This window comes from Streptomyces sp. NPDC017225, from assembly GCF_044331465.1.
In the GTDB taxonomy this organism is placed as follows: domain Bacteria; phylum Actinomycetota; class Actinomycetes; order Streptomycetales; family Streptomycetaceae; genus Streptomyces.
In genome coordinates this window covers 90,671-106,711 of sequence record NZ_JBIRNE010000018.1, presented here as the reverse complement: position 1 = coordinate 106,711, position 16,041 = coordinate 90,671, and the positions used below count along the sequence as shown (strand labels likewise).

Sequence of the window (16,041 nt, the reverse complement as noted above, 5' to 3'; positions counted from 1 at the left end):
CCGAACTGGCCGGTTCCCGCCGTGCGGACACCCTCGCCGGGCGGGAGCCGGCTACGGCCTCGGTACGTTGCGGAGATTCGAGCGGGCCATCTGGACCATGCGTCCCACGCCGCCGTCCAGGACGATCTTCGAGGCGGACAGGGCGAATCCGGTGACCATGTCGGCGCTGATCTTCGGCGGGATGGACAGGGCGTTGGGGTCGGTGACGACGTCGACGAGGGCCGGCCCCTTGTGCTTGAACGCCGCCTTCAGCGCCCCGGCCAGCTCCTTGGGCTTCTCCACCCGCGTCCCGAAGGCGCCGCAGGCCTCGGCGACGGCGGCGAAGTCGGGGTTGGCGTTGGCCACGCCGTGCGAGGGCAGGCCCGCGACCAGCATCTCCAGCTCGACCATGCCGAGCGAGGAGTTGTTGAAGAGGACGACCTTCACCGGCAGGTCGTGCTGGACGAGGGTGAGGAAGTCGCCCATCAGCATGGTGAAACCGCCGTCGCCCGACATGGAGACGACCTGCCGGTGCCGGTCGGTGAACTGGGCGCCGATCGCCATCGGCAGCGCGTTCGCCATCGAGCCGTGCGAGAAGGAGCCGATGACGCGCCGCCGCCCGTTGGGCGAGATGTAGCGGGCCGCCCAGACGTTGCACATGCCGGTGTCCACGGTGAAGACCGCGTCGTCGTCGGCGACCTCGTCCAGCACGGCCGCCACGTACTCGGGGTGGATCGGGACGTGCTTGTCGACCTTGCGCGTGTAGGCCTTGACGACTCCCTCCAACGCGTCCGCGTGCTTCTTCAGCATCCGGTCGAGGAAGCGGCGGCTCTTCTTCTCCCGTACCCGCGGGATCAGGCAGCGCAGGGTCTCCTTGGCGTCGCCCCACACCGCGAGGTCCAGCTTGGAACGCCGGCCGAGGTGCTCGGGCCGGACGTCGATCTGGGCGATCTTCACGTCGTCGGGCAGGAAGGCGTTGTACGGGAAGTCCGTGCCGAGCAGGATCAGCAGGTCGCACTCGTTGGTGGCCTCGTAGGCCGCGCCGTAGCCGAGCAGCCCGCTCATTCCCACGTCGTACGGATTGTCGTACTGGATCCATTCCTTGCCGCGCAAGGCGTGCCCCACCGGGGACTTGATCTTCCCGGCGAACTCCATGACCTCGGCGTGCGCGCCCGCCGTGCCGGCGCCGCAGAACAGGGTGACCGTGTCGGCGTCGTCGATCAGCCGCACCAGCCGGTCGATCTCCTCGTCGCCCGGGCGGACGGTGGGCCGGGAGGTGACCAGGGCGGTCTCGGCGGCCTTCTCCGGCGCCGGATCGTCGGCGATGTCGCCGGGCAGGGAGACGACGCTGACACCGCCCAGTCCGACGGCGTGCTGGATGGCCGTCTGGAGCAGCCTGGGCATCTGTTTCGGGCTGGAGATCAGCTCGCTGTAGTGGCTGCACTCGCGGAACAGCCGGTCGGGGTGGGTCTCCTGGAAGAACCCGAGGCCGATCTCGCTGGACGGGATCTGCGAGGCGAGGGCGAGGACGGGTGCCATGGAGCGGTGGGCGTCGTAGAGGCCGTTGATGAGATGGAGGTTGCCGGGGCCGCAGGAGCCGGCGCACGCGGTCAGCTTCCCGGTGATCTGGGCCTCCGCCCCGGCGGCGAAGGCGGCGGTCTCCTCGTGCCTCACGTGCACCCAGTCGATGCCGGAGTGGCGGCGCACGGCGTCCACGACCGGGTTGAGGCTGTCGCCGACGACTCCGTAGAGGCGTTTGACTCCGGCGCGGGTGAGGATGTCGACGAACTGTTCCGCGACGTTCTGTTTGGCCATGGCTCCAGCTATGGCACAGCGGGCGCCGTCACGCCTCCCAGACGGCGGCGGCCGTACGGTCGTCGGCGTAGCCCTTGACCCGGACGCGGCTGTCGGCGAGGAAATCGGCGAGGCCGGGCGGGGTGCGGCCGGCCCATCGCCGGGCGAGGAGTTCACCCAGGTCGGGCTCGCTCAGCAGCGGTTCGGCGAGACCGGCCGTGCACATCAGGAGCACATCACCCGGGCGGGCTACGGAGGCGCGGAAGCGGAACGGCTCGCGGGGCGGCTCGGCGAGCGGTTCGTCGTACGCGCCGGGGGGTGTGGTGATGCCGAGGTCCATGGTGAGCCGGTCGCCCCCTGGCGCCGCGCTGGACGGGGCGCCAGGCTTTCCGTTCGCCGTTCCGTTCGGCGTTCCCTTCGGCGTTCCGTTCGGCTTCGCGTCCGGCCTTCCGCTCGGTGGTGAGCCGAAGCCGACGACGGGCTCGCCCGTGACGGCGCCGGCAGTCGGTTCCATGTCCTGCCAGGCGCCGTTCCGCAGCCGCAGCAGTCCGCCCGGGCCGACGCCGAAGAACACCCGTGTACGGCACTCGGGATCGGCCGGCAGCAGCAGGCAGCGCACGGTGGCCGCGTACTCGTGAGGGGCGAGGCCCTGCTCGGCGGCGCCGGCGCGCAGCCTGCCGAGGCTGCGGTCGGTGAGTCGGTGCAGGCCGGACTTGAGGTCGCCGCGCCGGGCGGCCCGCAGATCCTCGGCCAGCCGGGCCTGGCTGCGGCCCACGGCACTGCCGATCCACTGGCACACCTCGGCGGCGGCGCGGTGCGCCCCGGCGGTCGCGCGGGCCCCGGTGGCCATCGCCACCAGGACGAGTGCCTGCTCCGCCGCGCCGAACCGGGCGACGAGCAGCGCGTCGCGGCGCGGGTCGCCCCGGTAGCGCGCGGAGTCTCCCCGCACCGACACGGCCCGCAGCGTGCAGGTTCCGTACTGGGCGCCGTCCAGCACGGTGTCCGCCACCAGCCCGTCGAGCCCGTCCGGGTCGGCGGGCGGCAGCGCGGTGGGCTCGGCGTCGTAGGTGGGCGGCCCGGAGCCGACGTAGTCGCGCGCGAAGGGCGAGGCCTCGCCGGTGCCGTCCCCGGCGTGCGGGGGCAGGGGCCGCGGCGGCTCCGAGGGGAGGAACGGTGGCGGCAGCGGGGGCAGGTGGGGGGCGATCCTGGGCGGAGGCGGTGGTGCTCCGGGGGCCGACCGGGGGGCCGGGAGGGGCGTGGCGGGGGGCTCGGTGAGATCGGCGGGGCCGGTCCCCGAGGTGGTGCGGTCGTGCGGGCCCTGCCGAAGCCCGCTCGGCGGTGAAGGCGGAAGCGGCGGCAGCGGGAAAGGCGGGGAACACGGCGAATCGCTGCCTGGGAGGCCTTCTTCGGCGTCCGGTGGACGTGTGGACGGTGCCGGCCGCGCCGGTCGCGCGGTACGGGGAGCGGGGATGCCGGGGGGATCCGCCGCCGCCCACCAAGGGGGGCGGTCTTCGGCCGGAGGTGGTTGCGGCGGCTCCGGCTCCTCCGCCTCGGTGTCCCGGCCCACCCGGCCGGCCACCGTCCCCGCCGCCGAGGCGAAGCGGTCGTCCAGGGAATCCGGCGCGGCCGTGGGACCGGTGTCGTCGGTGGAGTCGTCGTACAGCTGCCCCCACCAGTCGTCGTCATGACCGGTGGGCCTTGCCCCCTGCTGACTCATGCTCCTGATTGTCCACCGAGGGAGCCGTAGGAAAACGGGGCATCCGGAAAATCCGGCGCACCGGCGCGCGCCGGGACGGCGTGTCGGGGGACGCGTCGAACGGTGTTGCGAGGTGGGGTGGCCGAGCGGTCCCACCCCCCACGGGAGAACCGCCCGGCGACGCCACATTGGCAGAGTGACCGGCGGTACGGCGATGATGTCCGGAGGCGGGTTCCCGCCGTGGCCGTTTTCCGCCACGGAGGGTCACGCGCGGGGGATGAGGAGCTTGGTCTCGGGGAGGGGCGACGTCTGATGCTGGGAGTGCTGGGAGTGCTGGGGCTGGAGGACACGCACGAGTCGGCGTATCGGGCGCTGGTGTCCGTGGGCGCGGCCGACGTGCCCGATCTCGCCCGGCGGCTGACGCTCGGCGAGCAGGACACCGAGCGGGCGCTGCGCCGGCTGGAGCAGAACGGGCTCGCGGCCCAGTCCTCGGCCCGGCCCGGCCGCTGGGTCGCCGCGCCGCCGGGGGTGGCGCTGGGCGCGCTGCTGACCCAGCACCGGCACGAGCTGGAGAAGGCGGAGCTGGCGGCGGCGCTGTTGGCCGAGGAGTACCGGGCGGCGGCTGCCGAGCCCGCCGTGCACGACCTGGTGGAGGTGGTGACCGGCGCCGCGGCGGTCGCCCAGCGCTTCCTCCAGCTCCAGCTGGGGGCGAGCGAGGAGGTGTGCGCGCTGGTCACCGACAACCCGGTCGCCGTCACCGGCATGGAGAACGACGCGGAGGAACAGGCCACCGGACGCGGGGTCCGCTACCGGGTGGTGGTCGAGCGGTCGGTACTGGACCAGCCGAACGGCATCACGGAGCTGACCGCCGCGCTGGGCCGCGACGAGCAGGTGCGGGTGGTGGACCAGGTGCCCACCAAGCTGGTGGTCGCCGACCGGTCACTCGCCCTGGTGCCGCTCACCGCGCGCTCCTCCGAACCGGCCGCGCTGGTCGTCCACGCCAGCGGCCTGCTGGAGCTGCTGTCGGGCCTGTTCGAGTCGGTGTGGCGGGGCGCGCTGCCGCTACGGCTCGGCGCGTCCGGCGTGAGCGAACACGACCCGGACGGACCGGACAGCACCGACCTGGAGATCCTCTCCCTGCTGCTGGCCGGCCTCACCGACGCGAGCGTCGCCAAGCAGCTCGACCTGGGTCTGCGGACCGTGCAGCGCCGGGTGAAGCGCCTGATGGAGCTGACCGGGGTCACGACCCGGCTCCAGCTGGGCTGGCACGCGTACGAACGGGACTGGGTGGCCCGCACACCCTGACCCGGCCCCCGACCGTCGCGCCCCTGCTCTCCCCTGACCCGTCTCCCTCTCCGTCCCGCCCCCGTCTCCCCTCCCCCAATTCCCCTCCCCGTCTCCCCTCCCCCATTCCCCTCCCCGTCCCCATCCCCCTCCCCGTCCCGACTCCTCCCCGCGTGTCCTCCCGCTCCGCCCGGACATCTGCGGACCGCGCCCGACTCCGGCACCCTGGACAGATGGGAGCGTGGGACCTCCTGCTGGCCGGCCTGGTCATTCTGCTCGGGCTGTGCGGCGTCCTGCTGCCCGGCGTGCCCGGATCCTGGCTGGTGTGGGCCGGGGTGCTGTGGTGGGCCCTGAAGGATCCCCGGCCACTCGCGTGGGCCGTGCTCGTCGGCGCCACGATCCTCCTGCTGCTGTCCCGGGCGGTGCGCTGGTCGCTGCCACCCCGGCGCCTGCGCGGGGACGACGCCACCAGCCGCGTCACGGCGTACGCGGGCGCGGGCGCCTTCCTCGGCTTCGTCCTGCTCCCCGTCATCGGCGCGATCCCCGGCTTCCTCGGCGGCGTCTACCTCGCCGAGCGGCTGCGGCTCGGGCGGCACGGCGAGGCGATGGCGGCGCTGCGCACGGTGATGCGCTCGGGCGGCTCCAGCCTGCTGACGGAGTTGTTCGCCTGCCTGCTGATCACCGGGGCGTGGCTGGGAGCGGTGCTAGCGGGCTAGCGCGGCGCCCTCCAGGGTGAGCAGCCGCGTCTTGCGTTCCAGGCCGCCGGCGTATCCGGTCAGGGAGCCGTCCGCGCCGATCACCCGGTGGCAGGGGCGCAGGATCAGCAGCGGGTTGGCCCCGATCGCGCCGCCGACGGCGCGTACCGCGGGGCGGGAGGCCCCGATGCGCGCGGCGATCTCGCCGTACGTGGTGGTCGCCCCGTAGGGCACGGCGTCCAGGGCGTCCCACACGCGTTCCCGGAAGGCGGTGCCCTCGGCGCGCAGCGGCAGCCGGAACTCCGTCAGCTCCCCGGCGAAGTAGGCGGCGAGCTGTTCCCCGGCCGCCCGGAAGGGGCCGGCGTCGTGCCGCCAGCCGTCCTGCACGCTCCGGCCGCCCTTCTGCCCGGGAACGGAGAGCGAGGTGAGCGCGCCGTCCGGGCCCGCGGTGAGGAGCAGCCGGCCGACGGGGCTGTCGGTCTCGGTCCAGTACGTCGTGGTCGTGGAGGTGGTCGTCATCGGTGCTGCTCCCGTTCTCCCGCTGCGCGCAGGTGGTTCAGGGCGTACGAGCGCCAGGGGCGCCAGGTGTCGGGCACGGTCGGTCCGGGCGGGGCGACGTCCGGGTCGCCGAGGGCGCGGGTGCGGACGACGGCGGCCGTACGGGCGTCCAGGCCGGGCACGGCGAGCAGCGCGCGCTCGGCGTCCTCCCGGTCGGCGCCCGGGTCCAGGCGTACCGCGCCGTCGGCGAGGGCGGCGGTGAGCGCGCCCAGGGTGCCGTCCGGTTCGGCTCCGGCGAGGACGGCCGGTTCGGGGAAGAGGTGGGTGAGGGTGCCGCACGGCGTGTCCAGCCTCTTGCCGTACCGCTGGACCAGCCGCTCGGCCTCCGCCCGCCCGGCCAGGGCCCGGACGGCGAGTTCGTCGGGGTCGGCGGTGCCCGGTGAGCGGAGCCCCGGGCGGGCGGCGACCAGCGGGGCGAGCCGGGGGTCGGCGCCGAGCCGCTCGTCGACGGCGTACGGGTCGGCGTCCAGGTCGAACAGCCGCCGCAGCCGATGGACGGAGGTGGTCAGGTCGCGGAGGTCGGTGAGGTGGAGGCGGGCATCGAGCCAGCCGCCGCCGGTGCGCGGGTCGCCCGGCCGCTCGTCGACGGCGACGATTCCGGTGCCGTACGGCAGGCGCAGGGTGCGCCGGTAGACGCGGTGGCCCGGCGGTCCGCTGACCTCCTCGACGCCCGCCACGGCCTCGCGCTGGAGCAGGTCGAAGACGGGCCCGGGCTGGTAGGGGCCTCGGTGGGCGAGCCGCAGCGGGATTCCGGCGGCCGGGGTGGCGGCCCGCCGGGAGGCCGCCCGGTCGCGGGCGGGAGCGGCGGCGCGCAGCGCGCTCGGGGTGGCCGCGTAGACGGCCCGGATCGTGTCGTTGAACTGCCGCACGCTGGCGAACCCCGACGCGAACGCGATCTCGGTGACCGGCAGGCCGGTGGTCTGCAGCAGGACACGCGCGGTGTGCGCCCGCTGGGCGCGGGCCAGGGCCACGGGTCCGGCGCCGAGTTCGGCGGTGAGCTGCCGCTGCACCTGGCGGGCGCTGTAGCCGAGCCGGCCGGCGAGTCCGGCGACGCCCTCGCGGTCGACGACGCCGTCGCCGATCAGCCGCATCGCCCTGCCGACGACGTCGGCACGGACGTTCCAGTCCGCCGAGCCCGGCACGGCGTCCGGACGGCACCGCCGGCAGGCCCGGAAACCCGAGCCCTGCGCGGCGGCGGCCGTCGCGAAGAACCGCACGTTGCGCCGCTTCGGCGTGACCGCCGGGCAGCTGGGCCGGCAGTAGATGCCGGTCGTCTCGACGGCGAAGAAGAACGCGCCGTCGAACCGGGCGTCCCGGCTGCGCACGGCCTCGTACCTGCTGTCCTCGTGCGGCTCGTGCGGCTCGTACGGCTGCTCAGCTGCCTCGTGCCGCGCTTTCTCCCTCACGTGCTCCATCACGCTGTCCAGTCTCCGCCAGGCCGGGACACCGGGCTGGCGGAAATCGGACATCACGCCGGAAGCCGTGACGAGGCCGCGTCCGAAGCCGTGACGAGGCCGCGCCGGAAGCCGTGCCGGAGGCCATGCCGGACACGCGTCGGAGACCGGCCGGGAGGGAGGGCGCGAGGGAGCTGCCGCTACCGCGCGCGGCCCCGCTTGGCCTCCATCGCCGCCTTGCCGATGGCGCCCCGGCGCTTCCCCTCCTTCCGCAGCTCGGCCCGCATCCGGGCGTCGGTCTTGGCGATGATGCGCTGGTTCTCCCGCATGAGCTTGCGGTAGCTCTCCAGCCGCCGTACGGACAGCTCACCGGTGTCGATGGCGACGACGACGGCGCAGCCCGGCTCGCTCTCGTGGGCGCAGTCGTGGAACCGGCAGCCTCGGGCCAGCTCCTCGATCTCGGCGAACACCTGCCCGACCCCGGTGCTCGCGTCCCAGAGCCCGACGCCCCGCAGTCCGGGGGTGTCGATCAGCACGCCCCCGCCGGGCATCACGAGGAGGTTGCGGGTGGTGGTGGTGTGCCGGCCCTTGCCGTCGACGTCCCGTACGGCCTGTACGTCCATGGTGTCCGCGCCGAGCAGTGCGTTGGCGAGGGTGGACTTGCCCGCGCCGGACTGCCCGAGCAGCACCGCCGTACCGACGGCGACGACGGCGGCGAGGACGTCGAGCCCCTCCCCCTGCTCGGCGCTGACGGACAGCACCGGTACGCCGGGCGCGGCGGTCTCCACGTCCTGGACGAGGTGCGCCAGGGTCACCGGATCGGGAACGAGGTCGGCCTTGGTGAGCACGACCAGGGGCTGTGCCCCGGACTCCCAGGAGAGTGCCGACTTGTGCAGCAGTGCCTCACCGCTCGAACTGGACATCGCAAGCGCGAGGAACCGCTCGATCCGCCCGAGGTCGAGTTCGACCGCGAGCGACACACAGATGATGATGTGATCGATGTTAGTGGCCAGCACCTGGCCTTCGGAACGCTTGGACGACGTCGACCGTACGAAGGCCGTACGGCGAGGGAGGATCGTACGCGCGTACCGCGGACTACCGCCCTCGGGATCGACGGCGACCCAGTCCCCCGTGCAGACGACCTTCATCGGATCACGGGGAACGACGAACTCGGTGTCGGCCCGGACAACGCCGGCGGGGGTGGCGACGTCGCACTGACCGCGGTCGACCCGCACGACCCGGCCGGGGACGAGCCCTTGGGCAGCGTAGGGGGCGAACTCGGCCTCCCAGCCTTCGTCCCAGCCATAGGTGGCGAGGACCTGCTGAGCGTCGGAAACGGAAGACGTGTTGGGTGAAGCGTTGGACAAGGGGGGACCCTTCGAAGGGTGGCCCCGGCGGCGCGCTCTGCGCGGAAGTCGAGTGGTGTCAGCCGGAGACCACAGGGGTGGGAACGATGAACTCCTGAATGCGGGCCGTGCCCGTCACCGTGACAGTCATCAACGTCCTCACCTCCTGCTTCTTCTCAACGATCCGACACCGTCCCCTCGGGAACGGCCGAGCAGCACCCTAGCTCCGCCCCAGGGCGCGGCACCACCGATTAAACGCCGGTCTCGCACGACATCGGCTGCCGCCGGGCCGACGTCATGCCGCGAGCCGTACAGCGTCCTGGACGAGGGTCCGGGTGTTACCGACCTCGATGACCGGCCGCCGGTAGCTCACGGCGACCCCGGAGCGCGTGGTGATCTCCACCAGTTCGTACCGCAGCACACCCGAGGCGGGACCAGCCGCCACGTCCAGGGCGGCAGTCAACGCGGGCAGCTCGGCGGCGAGTTCCCACGAAGTAGATACGAGGGAGAAGACCCCTAGCTCGGGACGAGCCGCCAGCCGGAAGCCGATACGAACCTCCGGCATCGGCCCACGACCCGCCTGGGCCGCCGCCTTACGGTCGGCCAGCCTCACCGGACAACCGCACAGCGATCCGCGTGCACTTGCCGGCTCCAGCAACCGAGCTCCGTCGCAGACGTGGAAAGCCCTACCGCCTCCGCGCATCACCATGCGAAACGAGACAGCCCCGCTGCCCCCAAGTAGGACTGGTACCCGATCACAGCGGGTCAGGACCTCCACCACACGCTCGTCCCCGGTGTCCAACAGCTGCGGCACACCTCCATAGAGCCCGCCCAGAGCATCGGCCACCGCCGGGTCCTCCGTCGTGACGCGCCATGCCGACATCGCGATGGGCCTTCCACCCCGCTGTCGCGCCACGTGGAAGCGGCCCACGGAACGACCTCCGGATATGCCCGTGAGATCCGCCCCATCGTCATCAGGCGTCTGATCCCGACTGGGGTTGTGGTGCAAGTGGTGAGCCATGGTCTTCCTCTGACGACGCGATGTTCCGGGCCTCCGATGATCTGGAGCACTCAGCGCTTGGCCGAACCGGAATTCGCATGTAGAGAGACGCCGGCCGCGCGCCATCCGGTCTGAGGATGACCTGATCAGGCCCATCAGCACCGCCACATTCGCGGCGACCCACCTGCCCATCTACGTATTACGAGACCATGAGCGTTCGTGCTGCACCGCGCCTGGTCGTGCTGCCGAGTGATAAAGGCGTCCAGCCACCGGTTGGCCACCGGGAAGAGCATCGTCGGCGACAAGTAGCGGGTTCACCAGGGTTTTCGGCCTCCCCCCAGAACTCCTGCGATAACCCCACACTTCCAACGGATCGTTACTACGGGTCAACGGCCGTACCGCAAAAGCGTGGCGGGGTCTCGGCACTTCGGCGGTAGGGCCGCATTTCACCGTCAGTCAGATGTAGTGCTTATTCTGTCGTTTCGCTTCTCAATCGAAGGTGCCCGCCCACCTCGTCCCCCTCCGAGGATCTTCCCGATTTCAGCCAACGTCTCTTCGTTGAGCAACGAGGGATTCGCCTCAAGCATCAGTGTGACGCTGTCCTCAATTCGCTTAGGCGTAAGCGTCTCCATTACGCCATTCAACCCCAAAGGGCCATCTTCATCCTCGATCCGAGCATGGCGCAGAGTTCTCAACTGCTCTTCACTGAATACCCTGGCCACGAGAGCCGCAACAAAGCGCTCCCGCGCTTCCACACTGCTCATACTGGCTCTACACCCTTCAGGCGAAGCAACCAATTCTTGCGAAGCCTCTGAAGATACAGATTCGACCAAGGTGGGCGACTCAGGGGCGATGGCTTGACTGTCAGTCTTGCGAGTCCGGGCCAGTCTGTTGCGCGTCGACTGCATGAATGGGCGGGCCTGATCATTCCACCATCTCTTGAGGTGTGGCGCAGCCCTCTCCGCAGCCTTGATGAGAATAACCAGGGCCTCGATTATTTCCTCGGGTTCCAAGCGCTCCCGCGCTCGGGAATCCGCCCCGTACTCGTCGGTGACGTAGACGACCGGCGGCGGGTCCGTCAGTGAATCCCCTTCACCCTCGTCGATATCATAAATCTTTACCTGCCCCTTAACACCTTTCGATCCAGGAACAAACAGGTTTGGACTCGATGCACCATCGCCGTCTCTTGATCGCCCAAGCTGAGTGCCCTCTTCATACTCAATCTCGACTCTTTTTCTCACCATTTCTGTTATTACCTCCATACTGCGGGCGCGGTGGTTTCTTCGGGAGCCATTCTCTAACTGCACCTGTGCAGGCGACGATCCGGTCAACGAGCTTGGCTCCCAAGACGAGACCGATTAGCCCAGGTCCTGGCGAAGGCGGCGGAGATAGGCGTCGATCTGCGCCAGCCCCGGCCAGTCGCTTCCCCGTAGATGGGAGGTCTCCGACCGAAGGCGGTCACCGACCTCCAGTGCCTGGGGCAGGTTTTCCGCCGCTGCATGCAGGCTCATGAGTCGTGCGAGGGTATCCAGATGGCGATTGACGCCGTCCTCGTCGTCGGGAGCAGGCGTGATCTCCGCGACGTGATCGAAGGCCTGGATGGCGGCGCTCGCTTCACCAAGTTCCATCCGGCACTGTGCGGCGTAGTACCAGCACAGCTGTGCTTGCTCGTCCTCGTCGCCGTAGCGGTTGGTGTATTCGTGGGCGAGTGGCTCGAACAGGGCGAGAGCCTGACGGTGGCTTCCTGCCAGGAACTTCACTTGGGCGAGGCTGAACTGCATGCCTTCTCTGAGCTCTGGATCGGTGGCCCTCGTGATTGCCTCGTCCAGGGCGTCAGCGGCCTGGGTGAACTGGCCCTCCTGAGCCAGCCGAGCTGCCCGGTCCGAAATCGCGTCCGCCTCCTGCTCGGTCAGTGCGGCGGTGCCTGACTGTGCTGCTGCTGGCGGGACTGGGACCACCACGGTGGGTGTGTAGGAGGCGGCGACGCCGGTGCTGCGCGCCCGACCGCCGAAAGGGCGCAGGAACGGCAGGCGGGGGTCGAGGACACCGTCGTCTGTCGCGGCAAGTGTGCCGGCGGTGGCTTGAATGAAGGGCAGAAGAACGTCGTAGACCTCCATCGCGCCCATGCGCTGCTCGGATTCCTTGGTGAGCATCGCCAACAGCAGCTTCTCGATGTCGGTCGGCACATCCGGTCTCAGGGAGCGGATGGGAGGAGGCGGGGTGTGGACGTGGTGCCACATGTGGGAGCGGCTGTCGTCGGGAATGAACGGCGGTTTCCCAGTCAGAAGTTCGTGGAGTACGCAGGCGAGAGCGTAGACGTCTGCGGAGGGGCCTACGGCGTTGGCCAGGCTCTGCTCGGGTGACATGTAGGGCGGGGTGCCAACGGTCATGCCGACCTGGGTGAGCCGGGGCAGTGTGCCGACACCGCGCAGGGCTGCGACGCCGAAGTCGAGAACCTTGACTACCCCGCCGGGGGTGATCATCAGGTTGGAAGGCTTGATGTCGCGGTGGACGACATCGCGGCCATGCACGGTGTCTAGGACAGAGGCGATCTGGGCGCCGACAGCCGCGGCCCAGGAGACAGGGACCTTTTCGCTTTCGTAGTCAGTTTCGTCGATGAAGGTCTGCAGCTCGCGGCCCTGCAGAAGCTGCATGACAACGAACAGCCGTCCGCTTGCCTCGTCAGTGCCTGTGTCGTAGACAGCCGGAACGCCGAGGTGTTCGATGCCGGCGGTGATCTGGACCTCGCGCAGGAATCGGGCTCGGCGAGTCTGCAGAGTCTCCTCGAAGGCCGCTCCTTGGAACCCAGGCGGAACTGGGCTTTCCGCCAACATCATCTTCACGGCCACCCGGCGGTCCAGGCGTTCGTCGTACGCCTGCCAGACCTCGCCCATGCCGCCCGCGCCGATGGGCGTGTGCAGCCGGTACCGGCCCGCGATCACGCGGGCCGGATCCCCGGCGTCGGAGGTCGGCGTGCCGTGCACCATGCGCGGTGCCTCTCTTCAAGGGCGGAGCGCAACCACCCCGCTGGGCTGGTGATATGACGTACTGTCGGGCAAAGGTTATGCGGTCGGTGGCTCCGCCCGGCGGCTTCCGGTGGACTTGAGTTCGGCGGCCCGCTGCTCGGTCGCCCGGCGCTCAGCCTCGCGCCGGACCGGGCGACGGATGAGCTGATACGCCTGTTGGGTCGCGACCTGCTTGAACAGGCGGTTGACGTTGGTGTCGTCGAAGTAGCGAACCATGAGGGCGTCGTTAGAGGCCGCCTGGTCGATGACGATCCGGTCGAGGTCCTTCTCCAGTTCTCCGCCGAAGACGTCCTGGTCCTGGTGCAGCGCGATGGCCCGCAGTTCGGGGTCTTCGCTGACGGCGACCACCAGCTGACCGAGCAGAATCTGGTCGGTGGTTGACAGCCCAGTTCCGTATTCGTCGTTGACGGACTGGATCACCTCGGCCAGTGACATCTCCTCCGCTTCGGCCACTGCCCCGCCCGCTTCGGGCACCAAGCCCGGCAGGACCTGCGCGCCAGCTGCCTCCAGGTGCAGTTCAGGGGTGCCGGTCTGGGTGATACGCATGTGGCTCGGGACTGCGGCACCTATGTCTGCGCCGGCGCTGCGCACGGGCGCGGGCAGGCGGCGCAGCAGGAAGCGTCCGTACTGATAGAGCCGTTCCAGTTCGAGGTTCTCGAATCCGATGACATGGGAGAGCCAGCCGTACGCCTTGGTATAGGAGTCCAGGGCGCGGCGGAATTCGGCGGCGGTGTCCGGTTCGGTGGCGTTGAGGGCGTTGAAGCGGTCCAGGGCGGGCTGCAGGTAGCCGTAGAGGCGGGCGTGAGCCTTCATGATGGCGGTGTCGGTGGCTGAGCCGCCCTGGAAAGCGGCGAAGTACGCGGTGACGAAGGCGTCCATCTCGGCTTCCACCAGGAGCTGGTAGGCCATCACCTCGCGTTCGCGGTCGAACAGGAGGTTGGGGTCGGTGGGCTCGCTGACCGACGCCTCGTAGTACTGCTGGAAAGCCTGCTCGATGTCCTCGGGTCGGTTGGCGAAGTCGAGGATGAACAGGTCCTCGGTGGACTTGAGCCGGTGGGTGCGGTTGAGCCGGGAAAGGGTCTGCACCGCGGCCAACTTCACCAGGACCTTGTCCACATACATGGTGGTCAGCAGCGGCTGGTCGAATCCAGTCTGGTACTTCTCAGCGACGACGAGGATGCGGTGCTCGGGCTTGGGAACGGAAGGCGGGTTCGGGTCGCCCGCGCGGGTATAGCCGAAACGTGCCGGCAGTTCGCGTTCGGGGAAGCCGTTGAGCTTGGCCTCGGTGTACTCGATCCCGTCGAGGCTCAGTGCCCCGGAGAACGCGACCAGGGTGCCGCAATCAGTGAAGCCGCGCTGGTCGATGTAGGCCCGCATGGCCTGGTAGAGCCGAACGGCGTGGTCGCGACCGGAAGTGACCACCATCGCCTTGGCCCGGCCGCCGAGGCGCGGGCTGGAGTGCGACCGGAAGTGGTCGACGATGATCTTCGCGCGGGAGGCCATTGACGCCTCCGACATCAGCGCGGCCCGCACCAGCTTCGAGCGGGCCTTGCGCGGGTCCACCTGCTGCTCCGCCTCCTCGGCGGCGGCCTCCTGGAGCTTGAAGTACGTAGCGTAGGTGATGTAGTTGCCGAGCACGTCGAGGATGAAGCCCTCCTCGATGGCCTGCCGCATCGAGTAGACGTGGAACGGTCCCTTCTCCTGCTCCCCCGAGCCGGGATTGGCGTAGGGCGTGCCGAAGAGGTCGATCGTCTTCGCCTTGGGGGTGGCCGTGAACGCGAAGAAGGACAGGTTCGGCTGCTTGCCACGCGCCAGAGCCGCAGCCGTCAGCGGGTCGCCGTCCTCGTCCACCGCGTCCGAGCCGAGACGTCCCAGCGCCTTCTTCAAAGCCGCCGCGCTCTCCCCACCCTGCGAGGAGTGCGCCTCGTCGATGATCACCGCGTAGCGCTGGCCGCCCAGCCCCGCGACCTTGTCCAGGACGAAGGGAAACTTCTGCACCGTGGTGATCACGATCCGGGCCGTCGGTCCGGTAAGCGCGTCCGCGAGCTGCTGGGAGTTCTCGTCGATCCGCACGACCACGCCGGCCTTGTGGTCGAACTGGTAGATGGTGTCCTGGAGCTGCTTGTCCAGTACCCGCCGGTCGGTAATGACGATGACCTTGTCGAAGACCAGCTTGTTCGCCCCCAGGCCGGAGGCAAGCGCGGCGGGCGCGATCTGCCCAGGGTCATGGGAGGTGTGCAGGCTGGACAGGTGGTGCGCGAGCCAGGCGATGGTGTTGGACTTGCCCGAGCCGGCGGAGTGCTGGATCAGGTAGTTTTCCCCCGCGCCGTGGCGGGCCGCGTGCGCGATGAGCTTGCGCACAGCATCCCACTGGTGGAACCGCGGGAAGATCAACGGCTGCGTGTGAGCACTACCCGGCTTGTGCGACGGCGCCCGGCCGGCCTTCGCGGCAGCGTCCTCAACGTGCAGGAACCGCTGCAGCAGCTCCAGCCAGTTGTCCCGGGCCCACACCTCGTCGAAGAGGTAGGAGGTGGGGTACTTCCCATCGGTCGACGCCGGGACGTTGCCCGCGCCGCCGATCTGGCCAGGGCCACCGGAGCCAGTGTTGAAGGGGAGGAAGCGGGTGGCGTCGCCGGCCAGGCGGGTCGTCAGAAAAGCCAGCGTCGGATCGACCGCGAAGTGGACCAGGCTGCGCTTGGCGAAGAACAGTTCCTTCGGGTCGCGGTCGCGCCGGTACTGCCGCTTGGCGTCCTCGACGGTCTGGCCGGTCAGCCCGTTCTTCAATTCCACCGAGGCGACGGGGAGCCCGTTGAGGAAGAAGGCCATGTCGAGGCTGTCGGCCGGGTCCGCGACGGAGTAGTGGAACTGACGCACGAAGACGAGTCGGTTGGCGTTGTACTCGTCCAAGGCATCGACGGCGAGGGTGTGCGCGGGCCGGAAGTACGCAAGCTGGATCTTCACGTTGCGGTCATTTACGCCCCGACGTAGTACGTCCAGCAGGCCGCGCGAGTCGATCTCCCGCGCCACCCGCTTCGCAAACCGGCCGATGGCCTGCTCTTCGTCCTCGCCGTAGGCGGCCTGAAGCGCCAGCCACGCGTCGTTCTGCGACGCACCGAGGAACGCGGACAGCTCGGAGGTGTCGATGCCGAGCGTGGGGTTGTAGGTGTTCGACAGCCCGCGCTGCCAGCCGCTGCGCAGCAGCGCTGCTTCCACAGCGTTCTCGAATGCCTTCTCGGTGTATACGCGGGCGTCGTTCATCTGAATCCCCC

Annotated in this window: 11 protein-coding genes; 2 read left to right on the top strand and 9 right to left on the bottom strand. The window is 70.1% G+C overall.

Annotated elements, in window-relative coordinates:
- Positions 1-51: 51 nt before the first annotated feature.
- Complete coding sequence (locus tag ACH4NX_RS30515; protein WP_398129494.1) at positions 52-1,794, bottom strand: pyruvate dehydrogenase; 1,743 nt, start codon at positions 1,792-1,794, stop codon at positions 52-54.
- A gap of 28 nt (positions 1,795-1,822) precedes the next feature.
- Positions 1,823-3,490 carry a protein phosphatase 2C domain-containing protein gene (locus tag ACH4NX_RS30510; protein ID WP_398129493.1) on the bottom strand — a complete coding sequence of 556 codons (1,668 nt, stop codon included), beginning with the start codon at positions 3,488-3,490 and terminating at the stop codon, positions 1,823-1,825.
- Positions 3,491-3,790: 300 nt separating this feature from the next.
- Between ACH4NX_RS30510 and ACH4NX_RS30505 the strand changes: the two genes are divergently transcribed.
- On the top strand, positions 3,791-4,774 hold the full coding sequence (locus tag ACH4NX_RS30505; protein WP_351391966.1) for a helix-turn-helix domain-containing protein: 984 nt from the start codon (positions 3,791-3,793) through the stop codon (positions 4,772-4,774).
- Between the two features lie 212 nt (positions 4,775-4,986).
- Positions 4,987-5,469 carry a DUF456 domain-containing protein gene (locus tag ACH4NX_RS30500; RefSeq protein WP_351391880.1) on the top strand — a complete coding sequence of 161 codons (483 nt, stop codon included), beginning with the start codon at positions 4,987-4,989 and terminating at the stop codon, positions 5,467-5,469.
- Here the strand turns inward: ACH4NX_RS30500 and ACH4NX_RS30495 are convergent.
- The 7 genes from ACH4NX_RS30495 to ACH4NX_RS30465 form a co-directional block, all read right to left on the bottom strand.
- Complete coding sequence (locus ACH4NX_RS30495; protein ID WP_398129492.1) at positions 5,458-5,967, bottom strand: methylated-DNA--[protein]-cysteine S-methyltransferase; 510 nt, start codon at positions 5,965-5,967, stop codon at positions 5,458-5,460. The two genes, ACH4NX_RS30500 and ACH4NX_RS30495, sit on opposite strands and share 12 nt — an antisense overlap.
- Positions 5,964-7,421 (bottom strand): AlkA N-terminal domain-containing protein, encoded by a 1,458-nt coding sequence (locus ACH4NX_RS30490; protein WP_351391963.1) that lies wholly within the window; start codon positions 7,419-7,421, stop codon positions 5,964-5,966. Before ACH4NX_RS30490 ends, ACH4NX_RS30495 begins: the two co-directional genes overlap by 4 nt.
- A gap of 179 nt (positions 7,422-7,600) precedes the next feature.
- Complete coding sequence (gene rsgA / locus ACH4NX_RS30485; RefSeq protein WP_398129491.1) at positions 7,601-8,767, bottom strand: ribosome small subunit-dependent GTPase A; 1,167 nt, start codon at positions 8,765-8,767, stop codon at positions 7,601-7,603.
- 274 nt (positions 8,768-9,041) lie between these two features.
- Positions 9,042-9,767 carry a hypothetical protein gene (locus tag ACH4NX_RS30480; RefSeq protein WP_398129490.1) on the bottom strand — a complete coding sequence of 242 codons (726 nt, stop codon included), beginning with the start codon at positions 9,765-9,767 and terminating at the stop codon, positions 9,042-9,044.
- A gap of 431 nt (positions 9,768-10,198) precedes the next feature.
- A complete protein-coding gene (locus tag ACH4NX_RS30475) occupies positions 10,199-11,008 on the bottom strand; it encodes a hypothetical protein (RefSeq protein ID WP_398129489.1) in 810 nt (269 codons plus the stop codon).
- 96 nt (positions 11,009-11,104) lie between these two features.
- A complete protein-coding gene (locus ACH4NX_RS30470) occupies positions 11,105-12,733 on the bottom strand; it encodes a protein kinase (RefSeq protein ID WP_398129488.1) in 1,629 nt (542 codons plus the stop codon).
- Between the two features lie 75 nt (positions 12,734-12,808).
- Positions 12,809-16,030, bottom strand: a complete 3,222-nt coding sequence (locus ACH4NX_RS30465) for a type I restriction endonuclease subunit R (protein WP_398129487.1) — start codon at positions 16,028-16,030, stop codon at positions 12,809-12,811.
- Positions 16,031-16,041 lie beyond the last annotated feature (11 nt).